Source organism: Flavobacterium caeni (assembly GCF_900101895.1).
In the GTDB taxonomy this organism is placed as follows: domain Bacteria; phylum Bacteroidota; class Bacteroidia; order Flavobacteriales; family Flavobacteriaceae; genus Flavobacterium; species Flavobacterium caeni.
This window is the reverse complement of sequence record NZ_FMVF01000014.1, coordinates 16,904-32,434: the sequence shown is the minus strand read 5'-3', so window position 1 is coordinate 32,434 and position 15,531 is coordinate 16,904. Positions and strand designations below refer to the sequence as shown.

The following is a 15,531-nucleotide window of genomic DNA, read 5'->3' as shown; positions in this document are numbered from 1 at the left end:
GGTTATTTGGTTATTTGGTTATTCGGCGTTCGACTTTTGACGTTCGACTTTACGACTTTACGACTTTACGACTTTACGACTTTATGACTTTATGACTTTATGACTTTACGACTTTATGACTTTACGACTTTATGACTTTACGACTTTATGAAAAACCTCCTCCTCATCACCCTCCTATTCCTCGCCTCAAGCTGCGCCGAACTGCAACAAGTGGCCAGCCAATACCCGCAACTCGGAACGGTGGCTAACGCCGACATTTCTGCGGGTCTCAAGGAAGCACTCAACAACGGCATCACCAAGCAGGTCTCGAAACTTACCGTGACCGACGGATTTTTCAGGAACGAAGCCGTCAAGATCTTGCTTCCTGACGAACTCAAGAAAGTCGACAAAACACTGCGCGACCTGGGGATGTCGAGCCTGGCCGACGAAGGACTCAAAGTGCTCAACCGTGCCGCCGAGAATGCCGTCAAAGAAGCCACGCCCATTTTTGCAGGCGCGGTAAAGAACATGACCTTCACCGATGCGCGCAACATCCTTTTGGGCAACGACTCGTCGGCGACGACCTATTTGCAGAACACGACATCGACACAGTTGTACACCAAGTTCAATCCCGTGGTCAAAACCTCGCTCGGCAAGGTGGGTGCCGACAAGGTGTGGAACCAGATCATCACCAAATACAACGCGATCCCGTTGGTCAAGAAGGTCAATCCCGACCTGAACGACTATGTGACCGACAAGGCCATGGAGGGCGTGTTCAAGATGGTGGCCGTCGAGGAAAAAGACATCCGGAACAACCTTTCGGCGCGCACTTCCGACCTGCTCAAGCGGGTTTTTGCGCTGCAGGACTAGCGTTTTATCGGTTAATCGTTGATTCGGTTATTTGGTTATTCTGCGTTCGACATTTGACTTTACGACTTTACAACTTTAATTTAACTTTAAATAACTAATCCTTAACACTTTCACCCCGATTTTTGTCGCATCTTTGTAATGTAATAAAGGGTTTTATTATTTGGTTTAGAGTTAGTTAAAAAGATGCCGACGGTTTGAAAAAATCGTCGGTTTTTTTGTGCGCTACCCCAGCCTATCGTGCAGTTGCTTGAAGTACGCGAAGGCTTTGTGCACGCGGCTTCCGTACCATGAAAACATTTCGCCGTCGACAAAAACGGTCTTGGCGTGGTGCGTAAAACGACCGATCTCGAACGCGTCTTCTTCTTTAAACGGATAGGGTTCAGACGACAACAAAACCACATCGGGATCGCCTTCCAGACGCATTTTGCGGAGTTCGATTTCTGGGTAGCGCCCTTTGGCATAAATATTTTCGAAGCGATTGAGCGTCAACATCTCGTTGATGAAATTGTCCTCGCCTGCCACCATCCAAGGATTTTTCCAAATAAAATAGGCGACTTTGCGCAATGGCTTTCCTGCTATGTAGTGTTTAAAATCCTGGTAGCCGAATGTAATCTTGTCGGTCCATTTTTGCGCCTCGGTACGGCGGTTGAACAGTTGCCCGAAATCGGCGATCATACGGAGATTGTCGTCCAGTGTTCGCACGTCGGTGACCCATACCGGACCAATTTTGCGCAATGCTTCGACCATTTCGAGCGTATTCTCTTCTTTGTTGCAGACGATGATGTCGGGCTCGAGCGCCGCAATTTTCTCGAGACGTACCTTTTTGGTCCCGCCCACGATGGTCTTGACCGATTTGAGGTGGTACGGATGCACGCAAAACTTGGTGATGCCCACCAATTGTTCCTCCAGACCCAGATCGCACAGCAACTCGGTTTGCGACGGCACAAGCGATACGATGCGCCGCGGCGGCGAAGTGAATTCGAAATGTTTTCCTATTTGGTCTTGCATGTGCCTATTTGTGGTATGCGAAGTTAGCGATTGCCGGCCAAAACCACACTTTTTTGGGCCCGATGTTTTAACTTTGACGCCATGAAAAAAACAATTGTGCTCCCATGCCTTTTCGTTGGGCTTTGTTGTCTGATGCCGCTGCTTACCCTGGCGCAAACTGTACAGACCAGGGTGGTGACGTTGATGGGGTCGCGGTTCGATTTGACGGTGTCGGCCAAAAACGAAGCCGATGCGCAGGCCTACATCGACACCGCCGTGGCCGAAATCACGCGCATCGAGCATTTGATTTCCGAATGGATTCCCGCGACGCAAGTGTCCGAGGTCAACCGAAACGCAGGTATCAAACCCGTAAAGGTCGATCGCGAGCTGTTTGATTTGACACGGCGCGCGATCGCTTTTTCTACCATGACAAACGGCGCGTTCGACATCAGTTTTGCGGCCATCGACAAGGTTTGGAAATTTGATGGCAGCATGACCAAAACGCCCTCCAAGCGCGCGGTACGGCGTTCGGTGCGCAGGATCGGCTATCAAAACATCGTGCTCGATTCGGTCGCGCAGACGATTTTTCTCAAGAAAAAAGGCATGAAAATCGGATTCGGCGCCACCGGAAAAGGCTACGCCGCCGACAAGACCAAAGCATTGCTGCAAAGCAAAGGTATCAAGGCGGGCATCGTCAATGCATCGGGCGACATGAACGCCTGGGGGACCCAACCCGACGGTACGCCTTGGACGGTGGGCATCACGAATCCGCTGGACAAGACCAAGGTTTTTGCCGTGTTCCCGCTCGAAGATGGCGCGGTTGTCACCTCGGGCACGTACGAAAAATTCGTGGTCCTCGACGGGAAACGGTATGCGCACATCATCGACCCGCGCACGGGCTATCCCGCTTCGGGGGTTTCGAGCATCACGGTATTTGCCGACAGCGCCGAACTCGCCAACGGGCTTTCGACGTCTATCGTGGTTTTGGGCGTCTCGCGCGGGCTTGAACTGCTCGCACAGCATCCCGGCGTGAGCGGCATCATCGTAGACGACAACGGCGACATCCACCATTCGAAAAACATCGCACTCGACAGGGTAAAACACTGAACCTTAACCGTGGGGTGCAATACCTGTAATCTATTTGTTAAAATGCTGTAAGGGCCAAGCCAGATCATTGCGTTAATTTTATTCGAAAATTCTCTGCAATGAAGACGTTTTTGGGTGTTGTCCTGCTCGCGATAGCCTGTACGGCATGGGGCCAGGCGACCAAACCGCTACGCGCGGGCTTTGACAAAGAGGAATACAAGCAACTGTTGCGCGCGTTCTCGTGTTGGGGCGACAGTACAATTTACAAAGGCATCCCCGAAAGTACCGCCTACCGCACCATTTACCGCTCCAAGGTGATTGGCATGGAGAACCAATGGGAATTGTACGAAAACCACACCCATGCGGTGATTTGCCTGCGCGGGACGGCCAACAGCAAGGTCAGTTGGATGGCCAACTTTTATGCGGCGATGATCCCGGCCGTGGGGCAACTGCAACTCAACGACACGCTCAAATTCGACTATCATTTCGCAAACAATCCGCGCGCGGCGGTGCATGTGGGCTGGGCGTTGTCGAGTGCCTACCTGCTCACCGATATTTTGCCCAAGGTCAGGGAACAATACGAAAAAGGATTCCGCGCATTCATGATTTTTGGACACAGCCAGGGCGCCGCACTCGCCTACCTGATCACCGCGCAACTCAAACACTATCAAAAAACGGGTGTGCTCCCAAAGGACATCGTTTGGAAAACGTATTGCAGCGCCGCACCCAAGCCGGGCAATCTTTATTTTGCGTACGATTACGAAGCCTCGACGCAAATGGGCTGGTCCTACAGCGTGGTCAACGCCGCCGATTGGGTGCCCGAAGTTCCCGTGACAATTCAGGTAGTCGGGGATTTCAACAACGTCAATCCGTTTACCGAAGCCAAAAAACAACTGCGCAAACTGCCGTTCCCGCAAAACAAACTCATGACGTTCATGCACGGCCAGCTGACGCGTCCCAACAAAAGGGCGCTCAAGAAATACCAACTGTACCTGGGGAAAATTGCGTCGCGCGTGGTCGAAAAAAATGTCCCGGGCTACAAAAGTCCCGAGGAATTCTACGACTCGAACAACTACATGCGTTGCGGGAACATGATCGTGCTCAACCCAGACGAGGCCTATTACCAGAAATTCCCCGACGACAAATCAAAGCTTTTCCAGCACCACAGCCTGTTGGCCTATCTTTATTTGTTGGACAAACTACCGGTCGAGTAAAATCTGCGCCATTTCTTGTTGCACTTTGAGCGCTTCGACACGGGCTTTTTCGGCAAAATCGACGTCGTTGCCCGCATAGATGATCGCACGTGACGAAGCCACGAGCAACCCAACGTTCTTGTTCATCCCATGCTTGCACACCTCGGCCAGGCTGCCGCCTTGCGCGCCGATGCCCGGCACGAGAAAGAAACTATCGGGTAGTCTTTTGCGGATTTCGGCAAAATACTCGGCCTTGGTGGCCCCTACCACATACATCAGGTTTTGCGCGTTGGTCCAGGTTTTCGAGGTCTCGATCACCTGTTTGTACAACTCGATCCCATCGGCATCTTTCGTTTGGAAATCAAACGCGCCTTCGTTCGAGGTCAGCGCGAGCAAAATCGTGTGTTTGTCTTCGAACGCCAGAAACGGCTCCACCGAATCCTTGCCCATGTAGGGCGCCACGGTCACCGAATCGAAATTCAAATCTTCGAGAAACGCCTTGGCGTACATGCGCGAGGTGTTCCCTATATCGCCACGCTTGGCATCGGCTATCGTAAAAATTTCGGGGTAATTCTCGTTGATGTAGGCGATGGTTTTTTGCAGCGACTGCCAACCCTTGAGCCCCTGCGCTTCGTAGAACGCGGTGTTGGGTTTGTAGGCCACGGCCAGGTCATGCGTGGCGTCGATGATGGCTTTGTTGAACTCGAAAATCGGGAATTCGGCGTTGGACAAATGCGCGGGGATCTTGTCGAGATCGACGTCGAGCCCGACACAAAGGAATGATTTTTTTTGTTTGATTTGCGAAATGAGTTGTGCTGTAGTCATGCGGCAAAGGTACGGCTTTGCGCCCTAATCCCCTATTGCCGACGCATCTTTTTTGCCCGAGGGTTGCCCTCAAAGGGTTCAAAAACCGCGATCCATCAATGCATCTTCACGCGCTCCTCTTCGAAATCGATCAGCGCAATTTCTTTGTGGATGAACTCCTCGTCTACCTTGGGGTCTTTGTTCTTTTCGATCAAGAATTGCCGTTGGGCCTCGAGCAAATCGATGTATATCGTCCTGATTTCGGCATTGAACAAATCGTCTTCGGTGGCCTCGAGCTTTTGTTGCCATTTGGCCAGCGTGGTCGCCAAAAACAAGTTCTTTTGGGCATGCGCTTCGTATTTCGCGTTCATCTCGACAATCGAAAAACGCCAGAGTTCACTTCGCAGTTCTCGTTCGGCCTCGTGTTTGTTCGTATGCGACGGCGTGAGTCCCGTGAGTCGTATTTTTTTGAGGAGGATGGGCAACGTAAGTCCCTGGATAAACAACGTCAGGATGATGACCACAAAACTGATGAACAAGATCATTTCGCGTTGCGGAAACGGCGTGCCGTCTTTGAGGTAAAGTGGAATCGAACAGGCCGCGGCCAGCGAAACCACGCCGCGCATCCCGGTCCATCCCAATACGATGGGCGTTTTCCAGTTTTTCCTGAAACTGAAATCGGGCGATACGATGCTTCGCCTGAAAATGAGCGTCGAGAACAACGCGATGTATGATGCCACGATACGGATAAAAATAATGAACGCCGTGACCATTACGCCATAATAGATGCCATCTTGCAATGGAATTCCCGCTTTTTGCAGTCCGTCGACCACTTCGGTCAAATCGAATCCAATCACAAAAAAGACCAGCCCGTTGAGGATAAATACAAAACTCTCCCATACGCTAACCCCTTTGATCCGGGCTTCGCTCCCCATAACACTAAAACGACGGTTGGCCAAAAACAACCCGCCCGTCACCACCGCCATCACGCCCGAGCTGTGCAATTGTTCGGCCACCCAATACAGCACAAAAGGTTCCAAAAGCGTAAAGACGATGCCCGACGGCACATCGGTGGGTAGTCTTTTGAGTGCGAGCACGAACAGCCAACCCAACGCCAGACCTATGCCCGCGCCGCCAAAAACCATCCAGCCAAAACTCAGCAGCGCATCGCTCCAGATGAATTGGCCCGTGGCCACGGCAATCATCGCAAACCTGAAAATAATCAACGACGAAGCATCGTTGAACAGGCTTTCGCCTTCTAGAATTGTGGCCGTACTTTTCGGGATTTTCACGAATTTCATGATGGCCCCGGCGCTGACGGCATCGGGCGGCGACACGATCCCTCCCAACAAAAAGCCGAGCGCCAATGAAAAACCGGGGATGAAGTAGTTCGCGAAAAAAGCCACCGACAGCGATGTGAAGAACACCACGAGAAACGAAAAACTGCCGATGATGCGGTACCACCGCACCAATCCTTTGAACGAAATCGACCACGCGGCTTCGAACAACAATGGCGGCAGGAATATGAAAAACACCCAATCCGGATCGAGTGTCAGTTTGGGCGCTCCGGGAATCAAACTCACGAGCAGACCCGCCAAGACCACGAGGATCGGATAGGCGACATGGATTTTCTTGGCGACCATTTGCACCAAGACGATCAGGATGACTACTGCAAATAAAAAAGGTAAAGTGGCGTGCATGGCTTTTGGAATGGGAATAGTTGACTTTCTACTGTCCTAAAAATAGCAAAATTTAGGTTCGAATGTACGACTATCGTAAATCCGCAAAAACAAAAAAAAAGCCGCAATCTGCGGCCTTTTGGATTTGTATTTTTAGAACACCTCGCTGGCTTCCTTGAGCTTTTCGGTGTTGTTCACCAACTGCAGTTCGTCGATGAGTTTTTGCACGCCGCCGTTCATGACCCCGTCCAAATCGTAAAGCGTAAGCCCGATGCGGTGATCGGTCACGCGGCCCTGCGGATAATTGTAGGTGCGTATCTTGGCCGAACGGTCGCCCGACGAAACCTGCGACGAACGCTTTTTGGCGTCCTCTTCCTGCTTTTTGGCGAGCTCCATTTCGTACAAGCGCGAACGCAATACGGTGAGCGCCTTGTCTTTGTTCTTGTGTTGCGATTTTTCGTCCTGGCATTGCGCGACAAGCCCCGTTGGGATGTGCGTAAGCCGTACCGCCGATTTGGTGGTGTTGACCGATTGTCCGCCCGGTCCCGACGAACAGAAAAAGTCGATGCGCACGTCGTTCATGTCGATCTGCACGTCGAATTCTTCGGCTTCGGGCAAAACCATGACCGTGGCCGCCGACGTGTGGATGCGTCCCTGCGTTTCGGTTTGCGGTACGCGTTGCACGCGGTGTACGCCTGCTTCGAACTTGAGTGTACCGTAGACGTCTTCGCCCGTCACCTCAAAAATGATTTCCTTGAAACCGCCCGAAGTACCTTCGCTCAAATCGACCACCGAAGTACGCCAGCCCTTGTTTTCGCAGTATTTGGTATACATGCGGTACAAATCGCCCGCAAAAATCGACGCCTCGTCGCCACCGGTTCCGGCACGCACCTCGACCATCACGTTCTTGGCATCTTCGGGATCCTTGGGAATCAGCATGAATTTGATTTCTTCTTCGAGCGCGGGCAGTTTTTCCTTGGCTTCGTCGAGTTGCATACGCGCCATTTCGACCATTTCGGCATCGCTGCCGTCGGCGATGATCTCGTTGGCCTCGTCGATGTTGCCCATCAGGTTGACCAATTCGTCGCGTTTTTCCGACAACGCCTTGAGGTCTTTGTATTCTTTGTTGAGTTGCACATAACGCTTTTGGTCGGCGATGACCTCGGGCTGGATGATCAGGTCCGAGATTTCGTCGAAGCGCTGTTTTACAATCTGCAATCTGTCTAACATGTTGCTCTATTTTGGAGCGCAAATTTAGTAAAAAATGTTGAATGCCCGTACGACCACGGTTGCTGTAATTTTGTTAATTTTGAGTGGATTAAAAACACCCGCATGATACCCGTCACGATTCGTTTGGCCACGGCCGCCGATTTTAGATCGGTCTATGATTTCATCAACCTGCTCGAAGATGAAATCATGGACGAAGCCGTACAACACGAGTTGTTTTTGAGAAACCTGGCCAACCCAGACATCATCTATTTGCTGGCATTCATCGACAACGTTGCCGTAGGATTGCTGGGCTGTCACATCCAAAATTTGATGCACCACGGCGGCCGCATCGGTGAAATACAGGAGATGATCGTTGCCGATTCGGTACGCGGTATGGGCGTGGGCAAGCAACTTGTCAATGCGGTCAGGGAGCTGGCAAAAAACCGAAATGTCTTGCAACTCGAAGTGACTTCACGGCTTTCGCGAACCCACGCGCACCGGTTTTACGAGCGCGAAGGGTTTGCGTTTACGCACAAAAAATTCACGCTGCCGCTCAATCGCTGATGGACTATCAAGTATATCCACCGCAGGAAAAATTGGCGCGTTTTGTCAAGTACCATTGGGCGCTCCACAACGACAACGACCTGGTGCCGCACGAGCGCGAACGCGTGTTCCCCGACGGTTGCATCGAACTGATCTTTAACCACGGCGACCCGATGCGCAAATTCGAAGACGGCGTGGGTTTTGTCCAGCCGCGCAACATCGTACATGGCCAGATCAAAAGGTTCATCGAACTGGAGTCGACGGGAAAAATTGGATTGTTCGCCGCACGGTTCCTGCCCGCCGGTTTGCAGCCTTTCATCGACTTCGACGTCAGCGCGCTCACCGACCGTTCGATGACGGTGTCCGAAATTTGGGGCCCACGCGGCCAGCAACTGGAACAGCAAATACTGTCGGCGCCCGACAACCAAATGCGCATCGCAACCCTCGAAGGTTTTTTGCTCGAGAGGCTCGCCCAATCCAAAAAAATCCAGCTCGACATCGCGGCCTGCGTAGACGACATCTTGCTATCGGATGGCCTGATCACGATCGACGAACTGGCCGACAAATACAACACCGGCAAGCGGCATCTGGAAAGGAAATTCCTGTCTACCGTTGGCCTGAGCCAAAAAATGTTTGCGCGTATCGTGCGTTTCAACAAGGCGCTGCAGCTGATCGCCGACAAAGATTTCAGCACGTTCACCAGCGTTGCGCACGAAGGCGGATTTTACGACCAGGCGCATTTCATCCGCGACTTCAAGGACTTTACGGGACTCAATCCAAAACAATATTTTAGCGAGAACCTCGAGATGGTTAAATTTTTCAATTTGGAATAAAAGTCGTTTTTTTACAATTCCGATGACGCGAAAGCATTTTTCTTTGTCAAAAAATAACAACATGAAACAAACGATTTACGGCTGTGCGTTGATGGTTGCCCTTGCGGCGGCCTCGTGCGGCAAACAAAAAGACGAACCGGCGCACCAAATCAACAAGGCCGAATGGTTCCTCGGAAATTGGGGGCACCAAACCCCGCAAGGCGACTTGAGCGAAAACTGGGAAAAAATCAACGACAGCACCTACCATGGCGCGAGCTATTTTATCAAAGGGAAAGACACCTTGTTCGCCGAAAGCATTGTGCTGTCTGAAGTCAAAGGCGATTTACTTTACAACGTGACGGTGCCGGGCCAAAACGGCGACTTGCCGGTGGCGTTCAAGATGACGAGCGGGACGGCGAACCAGTTGGTGTTTGAAAACCCTTCGCACGATTACCCGAAAAAAATCACTTATCGTTTGGTCAACCAGGACAGCATTGTGGCTGAAATTTCGGGTACGCAGGAAGGCAAGGCCATGTCTGAAACCTTTCCGTTGGGCCGCCTCAAGGACAACAAATAAACAACAACAACAAAAAAATCATGGCACAAATCAATCCTTATCTTACGTTCAACGGCAACTGCGCCGAGGCGTTCGACTTTTACAAATCGGTATTTGGCGGCGAATTCGCTCACATCGGCAAATTCAAGGACATGCCGTCTGAACAGACGCTTCCGGAAGAAGTCGGCAATTTGATCATGCACGTTTCGTTGCCGATCAGTTCCGACACGACGCTCATGGGCAGCGATGCCAACGAAATGTTCGGGCAAACCGCGCAGTTCGGGTCGAACGTTTCGATTTCGATCAATACCGCAAGCGAAGCCGAAGCGCAAAGACTTTTTAACGGACTCTCTAGCGGCGGTAAGATCACGATGCCGCTTGACAAGACCTTTTGGGGCGCTTACTTTGGGATGTTCACCGATCAGTTCGGCGTGCATTGGATGGTCAATTACGATTACGAGCAGAAGTAAAAAATTGCCCGACAGAAGTTGGCATGAAAGAAAAAACAGGCGCATTTTTGGATGCGTCTTTTTTTTTGAACCAATCGCACTGATAATCAAATCAATACAATATTTATTTTTATTTATTCTAAATAAGCTTGCGGAATTGAAATTCGGCCGCTACTTTTGCACCGATTTTTAATCTACTACATCATGCACAATGCAATCTTTATTGCCACCGCCCTATTATTCTTAGCCCATACGGGGCATGCGCAAAACGCCGTTTCAAATTTCGACGATGCGCCCGAAGCCTTTTATCAGGTACACGACACGGTAAAAAACAAACGTCAATTGCTCGAACCGATTAACATTACCGTCCAGGCCGCCAAGCCGCTATCGGTTTTAAAATCGGGCATCAAACCAATGGATTTGCCGCAAAGCATCCAAGTCATCGGCGCCGAAACGTTACAACAACAGCAGGTGCTGCGTTTGAGCGACGTGGTCAAGAATGCCAACGGTGTCTATGTCAGTTCGGCCCGCGGCGGCGCCCAGGAATCTTTTTACGCCCGAGGCTATGACATGTCGGCCAACAACATGTTCAAAAACGGCTTCAGAACCAGCAGCGGCTCTATGCCCGAGGTGGCTTCGCTCGATAAAGTGGAGATCCTCAAGGGAAGTTCGGCGCTGTTGTACGGCAATGTCGCGCCGGGCGGTATCTTGAACATGGTCACCAAAACGCCTTTGTTTGTGGCAGGTGGCGAGATTGCGATGCAGGCCGGAAGCTATGCGCTGTACAAACCTACGGTGGATGTATACGGCCCGTTGAACAATGCCATCGCCTACCGTTTTGTGGGTACTTACGAAAACAGCGAAAGTTTCCGGGACAATGTAGCGCGGGAACGATACTATTTGAACCCTTCGGTACTGTTCAAGGCGAGCGCCAAAACCGAAATTCTCTTGCAAGCCGATTACCTGCACGACGACTGGACGCCTGATTTTGGAACCGGTGCCGTTGGAAGAAATATTGCCGAGATTGGGCGCGATACCTACCTGGGGGCACTGTGGTCTAACGGCCAAACCCGCCAGGCGTCGGTATCGGGATTGCTTACCCACAAATTCAACGAAAACTGGAAGCTTGGGTTTGCGACTTCTTTCCAAAATTACAAGCGCACCTCTGAAGGAACCGAACGCATCCAACCGCTCGAAAACGGCGACTGGAACAGACCGCTCGGCAAAAACAGGAACGAAGACCAGATTGCCGGCCAGCAATTGAGTTTGCAGGGCAATTTCAACACGGGAAAAATCAAGCACCAACTCTTTACCGGTGTCGATTTTGAGTACGCCTTTAGCCAAACCTATACGTTCAAATACGACCCTGCCGTATACGACATGATCAACATTTTTTATCCGAGTTTGTTCGTGCAACGCACCGACATTCCTTATGCCGCCAACACCAAAATCGTCAAGACCGAAATGAATCGTTTTGGCGCCTATGCACAGGATTTGATTTCGGTGACCGAGAAAATAAAAGTGCTCGCGGGTATCCGTTGGTCTTGGCAAGAATCCCAACCTACCACCCACGACCTTGTAGCCGGAACGGTTACCGACGAAAGATGGCAAAAAGATGTGGCTTTTTCGCCAAAAGTGGGGCTCGTTTACCAGCCCTTGAAAAGTCTTTCGTTGTATGCGAGCTACGCCAACTCGTTCACACCCAATACGGGCGTGACCATTTTGAACGAAACACTGGATCCGTCGATCATCGACCAATATGAGGTGGGTGTCAAGAACGAATTTTGGGGCGGATTGCTCGAAGCCAATGTCACGTTGTATCAAATCGTAAACAGCAACCTCGCACAAATGGCGCAATTCAATGCCGACGGAACGATCAACACCAATTCGGCTGTCAAGGTATTGAGTGGCGAAACTACGAGCAAAGGCATCGAAGTCGATTTGTCGGCCAAACCCATCGATGGACTCAACCTTATGGCCGGCTATAGCTACAACAACATGCGTTACACCAAGACATCGGGTATTACCGGTAGCTTTATAGAAGGTGACCGATTGGTGCGCACCCCTGTGAACACCGCCAACCTGAGTGCTTTTTACACCGTCCCGTCGGGCATTCTTAAGGGCATTTCGTGTGGCGCGATCGCCAACTATATAGGTGACCGTTTGGGCGGCTGGAACAACACCGTCGGGCAAACCATCCCAGACCGTTCGATTCCGCTGGAAGGCTATACTACCGTGGATGTTTCGGCCGGGTATACCTGGCGAAAACTATCGTTTTTGTGCAAGTTGTCGAACGTTGGGAATGTACTCAATTATACCGTCCACGAAAACTACAGCGTCAACCCTATCGCGCCGCGTCAGCTGATTGGCACGTTGCGTTACAAATTCTAAGAAGACCTTGCCATAAGGGCATCGCAATTAAAGAACCGTCGTTTCAGGTGTTTGCCGGAAACGACGGTTTTGCTTGAACGTATTTTATCAATCCTTTGGTTAAAAACCATTTACACAATATCGATGACCGGTTTTTCGTTGAGAAATAAAGCGGCCAAAGTGGCTGCAACCAACCTAAAACCAAACGTCATGGCAGAAATCAATCAAGAAAACCAAGCCGGTTCGACCCCAAAGAAAATCAGAAGCCGCAAGTTGAACAGCAAAGTCGATTTGACCGCAATGGTCGACTTGGCTTTTTTGCTGATTACGTTTTTTATGCTGACCACCTCGCTGAGCAAACCCAAATCGATGCATTTGTCGATGCCCGCCGACGGACCGTCGCAACCCGTAGATGAAAACCGCACGATGACCATACTGGTAGGCCAAGGAAAAGCCAAATGTTACATGGGCCAACAAACCAAGGATGCCAAGGAAATTGCGCTCGGCAACCAGGATTTGCGGCGCGAACTGACGGTGCGCAAAAAACAGGCAATCGATTACTCCAAAGACCCCAACAAAGGACTTATCGTTTTGATCAAACCCGGCGAAAAATCGCAGTATGGAAACGTAGTCGACGTTCTCGACGAGATGGCCATTTCGAACATCGACCGTTATGCGGTGGTGGACATCGAAAAAAGCGAGGCCGACTTGCTCGCGCGTTGAATCGGGTTGATTTGAAAAGTACAGTTTTTATGCAGGTCGGGTATCGAAAAAATCGTATCTTTTCCTTGTAGGGAAGGGGCGTAGGGTTTATCCCTAGCAAATTAAGTCGACATTGGGCTACAGATAATCTGTACTTTTTGTTAAAGTTTAAACGATTCGAAAAATTCTGCCGGCACACAAACTGTAGTGTGGGACAACACCGACACCAATTAAAAAAGCCACCTTTGGGGTGGCTTTTTTTTAATTCTTTTGCGGAATGTTCTGAAGGATTTCCAACACAAACTTCCAGTATTTCTGCGCCGATGAAATGCTTGCACGCTCGTCGGGCGAATGTGCACCGTGTATTGTAGGGCCAAACGAAATCATGTCCATATCGGGGTAATTCGTGCCCAAGATGCCGCACTCCAATCCGGCGTGACAGGCCACTACGCGCGGCTTTTCGCCGTTTTGCTTTTCGTAGATTTGCACCAGTACATCAAGAATTTCCGACTTGACGTTGGGCGTCCAACCCGGATAAGAACCCGAAAACGTCACTTCACAACCGGTAAGTTCAAAGGCCGAACGCAACGCATTGGCCAAGTCGAACTTCGAACTTTCGACCGACGAACGCGTCAAGCAACCAACAGAGAGCTCTCCGTCCTTGATGACCACGCGGGCAATGTTGTTGGAGGTTTCTACCAGATCGGGCATGTCGGCACTCATACGGTATACGCCATTGTGCGCGGCATACAATGCACGGATGACGCCTTCCTGCACGCCCAGATCCATTACTTTTTTGGGCAGATCAGATTTGGTGATTTCAATGACCAGATTGGGTTCGGTGGTCTTGAATTCGGCCTTGATGTCGTTGATGGTTTCCTGCATATCGAACACATACGCCTCGTCATACATCGATGCGATGATGACTTTGGCGACGCTTTCGCGCGGAATGGCATTGCGCAGACTGCCGCCGCTCAATTCCGAAATCTGCAGTCCGAAGTTTTCGAAGCCGTCGAACAACAAACGGTTCATGATTTTATTGGCGTTGCCCAATCCCTTGTGGATGTCCATGCCCGAATGGCCGCCGCTGAGTCCTTTGACCGTGATCGTGTAGCCCGCCGAACCCTCGGGTGTTTCCTCTTCCTGGTAGCTTCGGACAGCCGTTACATCGACACCACCTGCACAACCGATGTCGATTTCATCGTCTTCTTCGGTATCGAGATTGAGCAAAATTTCGCCTTTGAGGATACCGCCTTTCAGATTCAACGCACCCGTCATACCGGTTTCCTCGTCTATCGTAAACAGCGCCTCGATGGCCGGATGCGGAATGTTTGTCGATTCCAAGATCGCCATGATGGTCGCAACACCCAAACCGTTGTCGGCGCCGAGTGTGGTTCCCTTGGCGCGTACCCAATCGCCGTCTACATACATGTCGATGCCTTGCGTGTCGAAATCGAAAACGGTGTCGTTGTTTTTTTGGTGCACCATGTCGAGGTGTCCCTGCATGACAATCATTTTTCGGTTTTCCATGCCCGGCGTGGCGGGTTTGCGGATGATGACGTTGCGGATTTCGTCTTCAAAGGTTTCCAATCCTAGACGGTTGCCGAAGTCTTTCATGAATTCGATGACGCGTTCCTCCTTTTTGGACGGGCGCGGCACGGCATTCAAATCGGCAAATTGGTTCCAAAGCGCTTTGGGTTCGAGGTTTCTGATTTCGTTGCTCAAAGTTCGAGGTTTAAAGTTTAAAGCCGTAAAGTTACGAACTTTGCGCTTTAAACCTCAAGCTTAAGCCTCGGCTTTTCGCATTTGCCCCCTTCGAATGTCTGATTTGCACATCCCATGTAAGAACCGGATTGCTGAACTTTGTAAAAACAAATCGACAATCAACTTTTAACTTAAAAAATCGAATCATGAAAAAAGACAAAATCATTTTCTGGACCGCCACTACCATCATCGCGTTGTGGGAGGCCGTCATGCCAGTCGGCACCTGGGTCTTTTTCCCCGAATACACTACTTTTGGAACCAAGGCGTTGCAATACCCCGACTATTTCGCTTACTCGCTTGTTGTAGCCAAGGTGTTGGGCGTGGTAGCGATTGTGCTTCCTCAGGTATCATCGACGCTGAAAGAATGGGGTTACGCTGGGCTTAGCTTCACGCTGATTTTCGCATTCATCAGCCATGCTTGCGTAGACGGCAACACCGGTTACATGCTGATGCCCTTGGTTTTCCTGGCCATCCTGATGGTGTCTTACCGTTATGGCAAAAAAATCAACGTACAGGGATAATTTTTTC

General features: G+C 50.7%; 15 protein-coding genes. 10 read left to right on the top strand and 5 right to left on the bottom strand.

Going from position 1 to position 15,531, the window contains the following annotated elements; all coding sequences use genetic code 11:
* Positions 1-147 precede the first annotated feature (147 nt).
* Complete coding sequence (locus tag BLP55_RS13070; RefSeq protein WP_091145116.1) at positions 148-849, top strand: DUF4197 domain-containing protein; 702 nt, start codon at positions 148-150, stop codon at positions 847-849.
* A gap of 222 nt (positions 850-1,071) precedes the next feature.
* Here the strand turns inward: BLP55_RS13070 and BLP55_RS13065 are convergent, their stop codons facing one another.
* Positions 1,072-1,857 carry an ABC transporter substrate-binding protein gene (locus BLP55_RS13065; protein ID WP_091145112.1) on the bottom strand — a complete coding sequence of 262 codons (786 nt, stop codon included), beginning with the start codon at positions 1,855-1,857 and terminating at the stop codon, positions 1,072-1,074.
* An 81-nt stretch (positions 1,858-1,938) separates the two neighbouring features.
* On the opposite strand from BLP55_RS13065, the gene BLP55_RS13060 reads away from it, so the two are divergent.
* Both BLP55_RS13060 and BLP55_RS13055 read left to right on the top strand, forming a co-directional pair.
* On the top strand, positions 1,939-2,943 hold the full coding sequence (locus BLP55_RS13060; protein ID WP_091145310.1) for an FAD:protein FMN transferase: 1,005 nt from the start codon (positions 1,939-1,941) through the stop codon (positions 2,941-2,943).
* A gap of 98 nt (positions 2,944-3,041) precedes the next feature.
* Positions 3,042-4,136 (top strand): lipase family protein, encoded by a 1,095-nt coding sequence (locus BLP55_RS13055; protein WP_091145109.1) that lies wholly within the window; start codon positions 3,042-3,044, stop codon positions 4,134-4,136.
* Here the strand turns inward: BLP55_RS13055 and pyrF are convergent.
* From pyrF to prfA, 3 genes are all read right to left on the bottom strand, one after another.
* Positions 4,122-4,940 carry an orotidine-5'-phosphate decarboxylase gene (gene pyrF / locus BLP55_RS13050; protein ID WP_091145107.1) on the bottom strand — a complete coding sequence of 273 codons (819 nt, stop codon included), beginning with the start codon at positions 4,938-4,940 and terminating at the stop codon, positions 4,122-4,124. The genes BLP55_RS13055 and pyrF overlap by 15 nt on opposite strands.
* A gap of 95 nt (positions 4,941-5,035) precedes the next feature.
* A complete protein-coding gene (locus tag BLP55_RS13045) occupies positions 5,036-6,619 on the bottom strand; it encodes a Na+/H+ antiporter (RefSeq protein WP_091145104.1) in 1,584 nt (527 codons plus the stop codon).
* A gap of 132 nt (positions 6,620-6,751) precedes the next feature.
* On the bottom strand, positions 6,752-7,828 hold the full coding sequence (gene prfA, locus BLP55_RS13040; RefSeq protein ID WP_091145101.1) for a peptide chain release factor 1: 1,077 nt from the start codon (positions 7,826-7,828) through the stop codon (positions 6,752-6,754).
* 102 nt (positions 7,829-7,930) lie between these two features.
* On the opposite strand from prfA, the gene BLP55_RS13035 reads away from it, so the two are divergent.
* The 6 genes from BLP55_RS13035 to BLP55_RS13010 all read left to right on the top strand — a co-directional run bounded on the left by BLP55_RS13035 (position 7,931) and on the right by BLP55_RS13010 (position 13,260).
* Positions 7,931-8,371, top strand: a complete 441-nt coding sequence (locus BLP55_RS13035; RefSeq protein WP_091145097.1) for a GNAT family N-acetyltransferase — start codon at positions 7,931-7,933, stop codon at positions 8,369-8,371.
* Entirely contained in the window at positions 8,371-9,183 is an 813-nt protein-coding gene (locus BLP55_RS13030; RefSeq protein WP_091145094.1) for a helix-turn-helix transcriptional regulator, read from the top strand. Before BLP55_RS13035 ends, BLP55_RS13030 begins: the two co-directional genes overlap by 1 nt.
* Before the next feature lie 61 nt (positions 9,184-9,244).
* Positions 9,245-9,739, top strand: a complete 495-nt coding sequence (locus tag BLP55_RS13025) for a DUF6265 family protein (RefSeq protein WP_211516831.1) — start codon at positions 9,245-9,247, stop codon at positions 9,737-9,739.
* 20 nt (positions 9,740-9,759) lie between these two features.
* Entirely contained in the window at positions 9,760-10,188 is a 429-nt protein-coding gene (locus BLP55_RS13020) for a VOC family protein (protein ID WP_091145090.1), read from the top strand.
* 183 nt (positions 10,189-10,371) lie between these two features.
* Positions 10,372-12,558: a TonB-dependent siderophore receptor gene (locus BLP55_RS13015; protein WP_091145085.1), complete on the top strand. Its 2,187-nt coding sequence runs from the start codon at positions 10,372-10,374 to the stop codon at positions 12,556-12,558.
* A 189-nt stretch (positions 12,559-12,747) separates the two neighbouring features.
* Complete coding sequence (locus BLP55_RS13010) at positions 12,748-13,260, top strand: ExbD/TolR family protein (RefSeq protein WP_091145307.1); 513 nt, start codon at positions 12,748-12,750, stop codon at positions 13,258-13,260.
* A gap of 240 nt (positions 13,261-13,500) precedes the next feature.
* Here BLP55_RS13010 and BLP55_RS13005 read toward each other — a convergent pair whose 3' ends face one another.
* Positions 13,501-14,964 carry an aminoacyl-histidine dipeptidase gene (locus tag BLP55_RS13005; protein ID WP_091145081.1) on the bottom strand — a complete coding sequence of 488 codons (1,464 nt, stop codon included), beginning with the start codon at positions 14,962-14,964 and terminating at the stop codon, positions 13,501-13,503.
* A gap of 185 nt (positions 14,965-15,149) precedes the next feature.
* Between BLP55_RS13005 and BLP55_RS13000 the strand changes: the two genes are divergently transcribed.
* Entirely contained in the window at positions 15,150-15,524 is a 375-nt protein-coding gene (locus BLP55_RS13000) for a DoxX family protein (RefSeq protein WP_091145077.1), read from the top strand.
* The last annotated feature ends 7 nt before the right edge of the window (positions 15,525-15,531 follow it).

Excerpts from the sequence above, each read along its gene's own strand:
- BLP55_RS13060 (WP_091145310.1), top strand. The coding sequence starts at position 1,939 with ATGAAAAAAACAATTGTGCTCCCATGCCTTTTCGTTGGGCTTTGTTGT.
- BLP55_RS13000 (WP_091145077.1), top strand. The coding sequence starts at position 15,150 with ATGAAAAAAGACAAAATCATTTTCTGGACCGCCACTACCATCATCGCG.
- BLP55_RS13030 (WP_091145094.1), top strand. The coding sequence starts at position 8,371 with ATGGACTATCAAGTATATCCACCGCAGGAAAAATTGGCGCGTTTTGTC.
- BLP55_RS13065 (WP_091145112.1), bottom strand. The coding sequence starts at position 1,857 with ATGCAAGACCAAATAGGAAAACATTTCGAATTCACTTCGCCGCCGCGG.
- prfA (WP_091145101.1), bottom strand. The coding sequence starts at position 7,828 with ATGTTAGACAGATTGCAGATTGTAAAACAGCGCTTCGACGAAATCTCG.
- pyrF (WP_091145107.1), bottom strand. The coding sequence starts at position 4,940 with ATGACTACAGCACAACTCATTTCGCAAATCAAACAAAAAAAATCATTC.
- BLP55_RS13035 (WP_091145097.1), top strand. The coding sequence starts at position 7,931 with ATGATACCCGTCACGATTCGTTTGGCCACGGCCGCCGATTTTAGATCG.
- BLP55_RS13025 (WP_211516831.1), top strand. The coding sequence starts at position 9,245 with ATGAAACAAACGATTTACGGCTGTGCGTTGATGGTTGCCCTTGCGGCG.
- BLP55_RS13010 (WP_091145307.1), top strand. The coding sequence starts at position 12,748 with ATGGCAGAAATCAATCAAGAAAACCAAGCCGGTTCGACCCCAAAGAAA.
- BLP55_RS13055 (WP_091145109.1), top strand. The coding sequence starts at position 3,042 with ATGAAGACGTTTTTGGGTGTTGTCCTGCTCGCGATAGCCTGTACGGCA.
- BLP55_RS13020 (WP_091145090.1), top strand. The coding sequence starts at position 9,760 with ATGGCACAAATCAATCCTTATCTTACGTTCAACGGCAACTGCGCCGAG.
- BLP55_RS13045 (WP_091145104.1), bottom strand. The coding sequence starts at position 6,619 with ATGCACGCCACTTTACCTTTTTTATTTGCAGTAGTCATCCTGATCGTC.
- BLP55_RS13070 (WP_091145116.1), top strand. The coding sequence starts at position 148 with ATGAAAAACCTCCTCCTCATCACCCTCCTATTCCTCGCCTCAAGCTGC.
- BLP55_RS13015 (WP_091145085.1), top strand. The coding sequence starts at position 10,372 with ATGCACAATGCAATCTTTATTGCCACCGCCCTATTATTCTTAGCCCAT.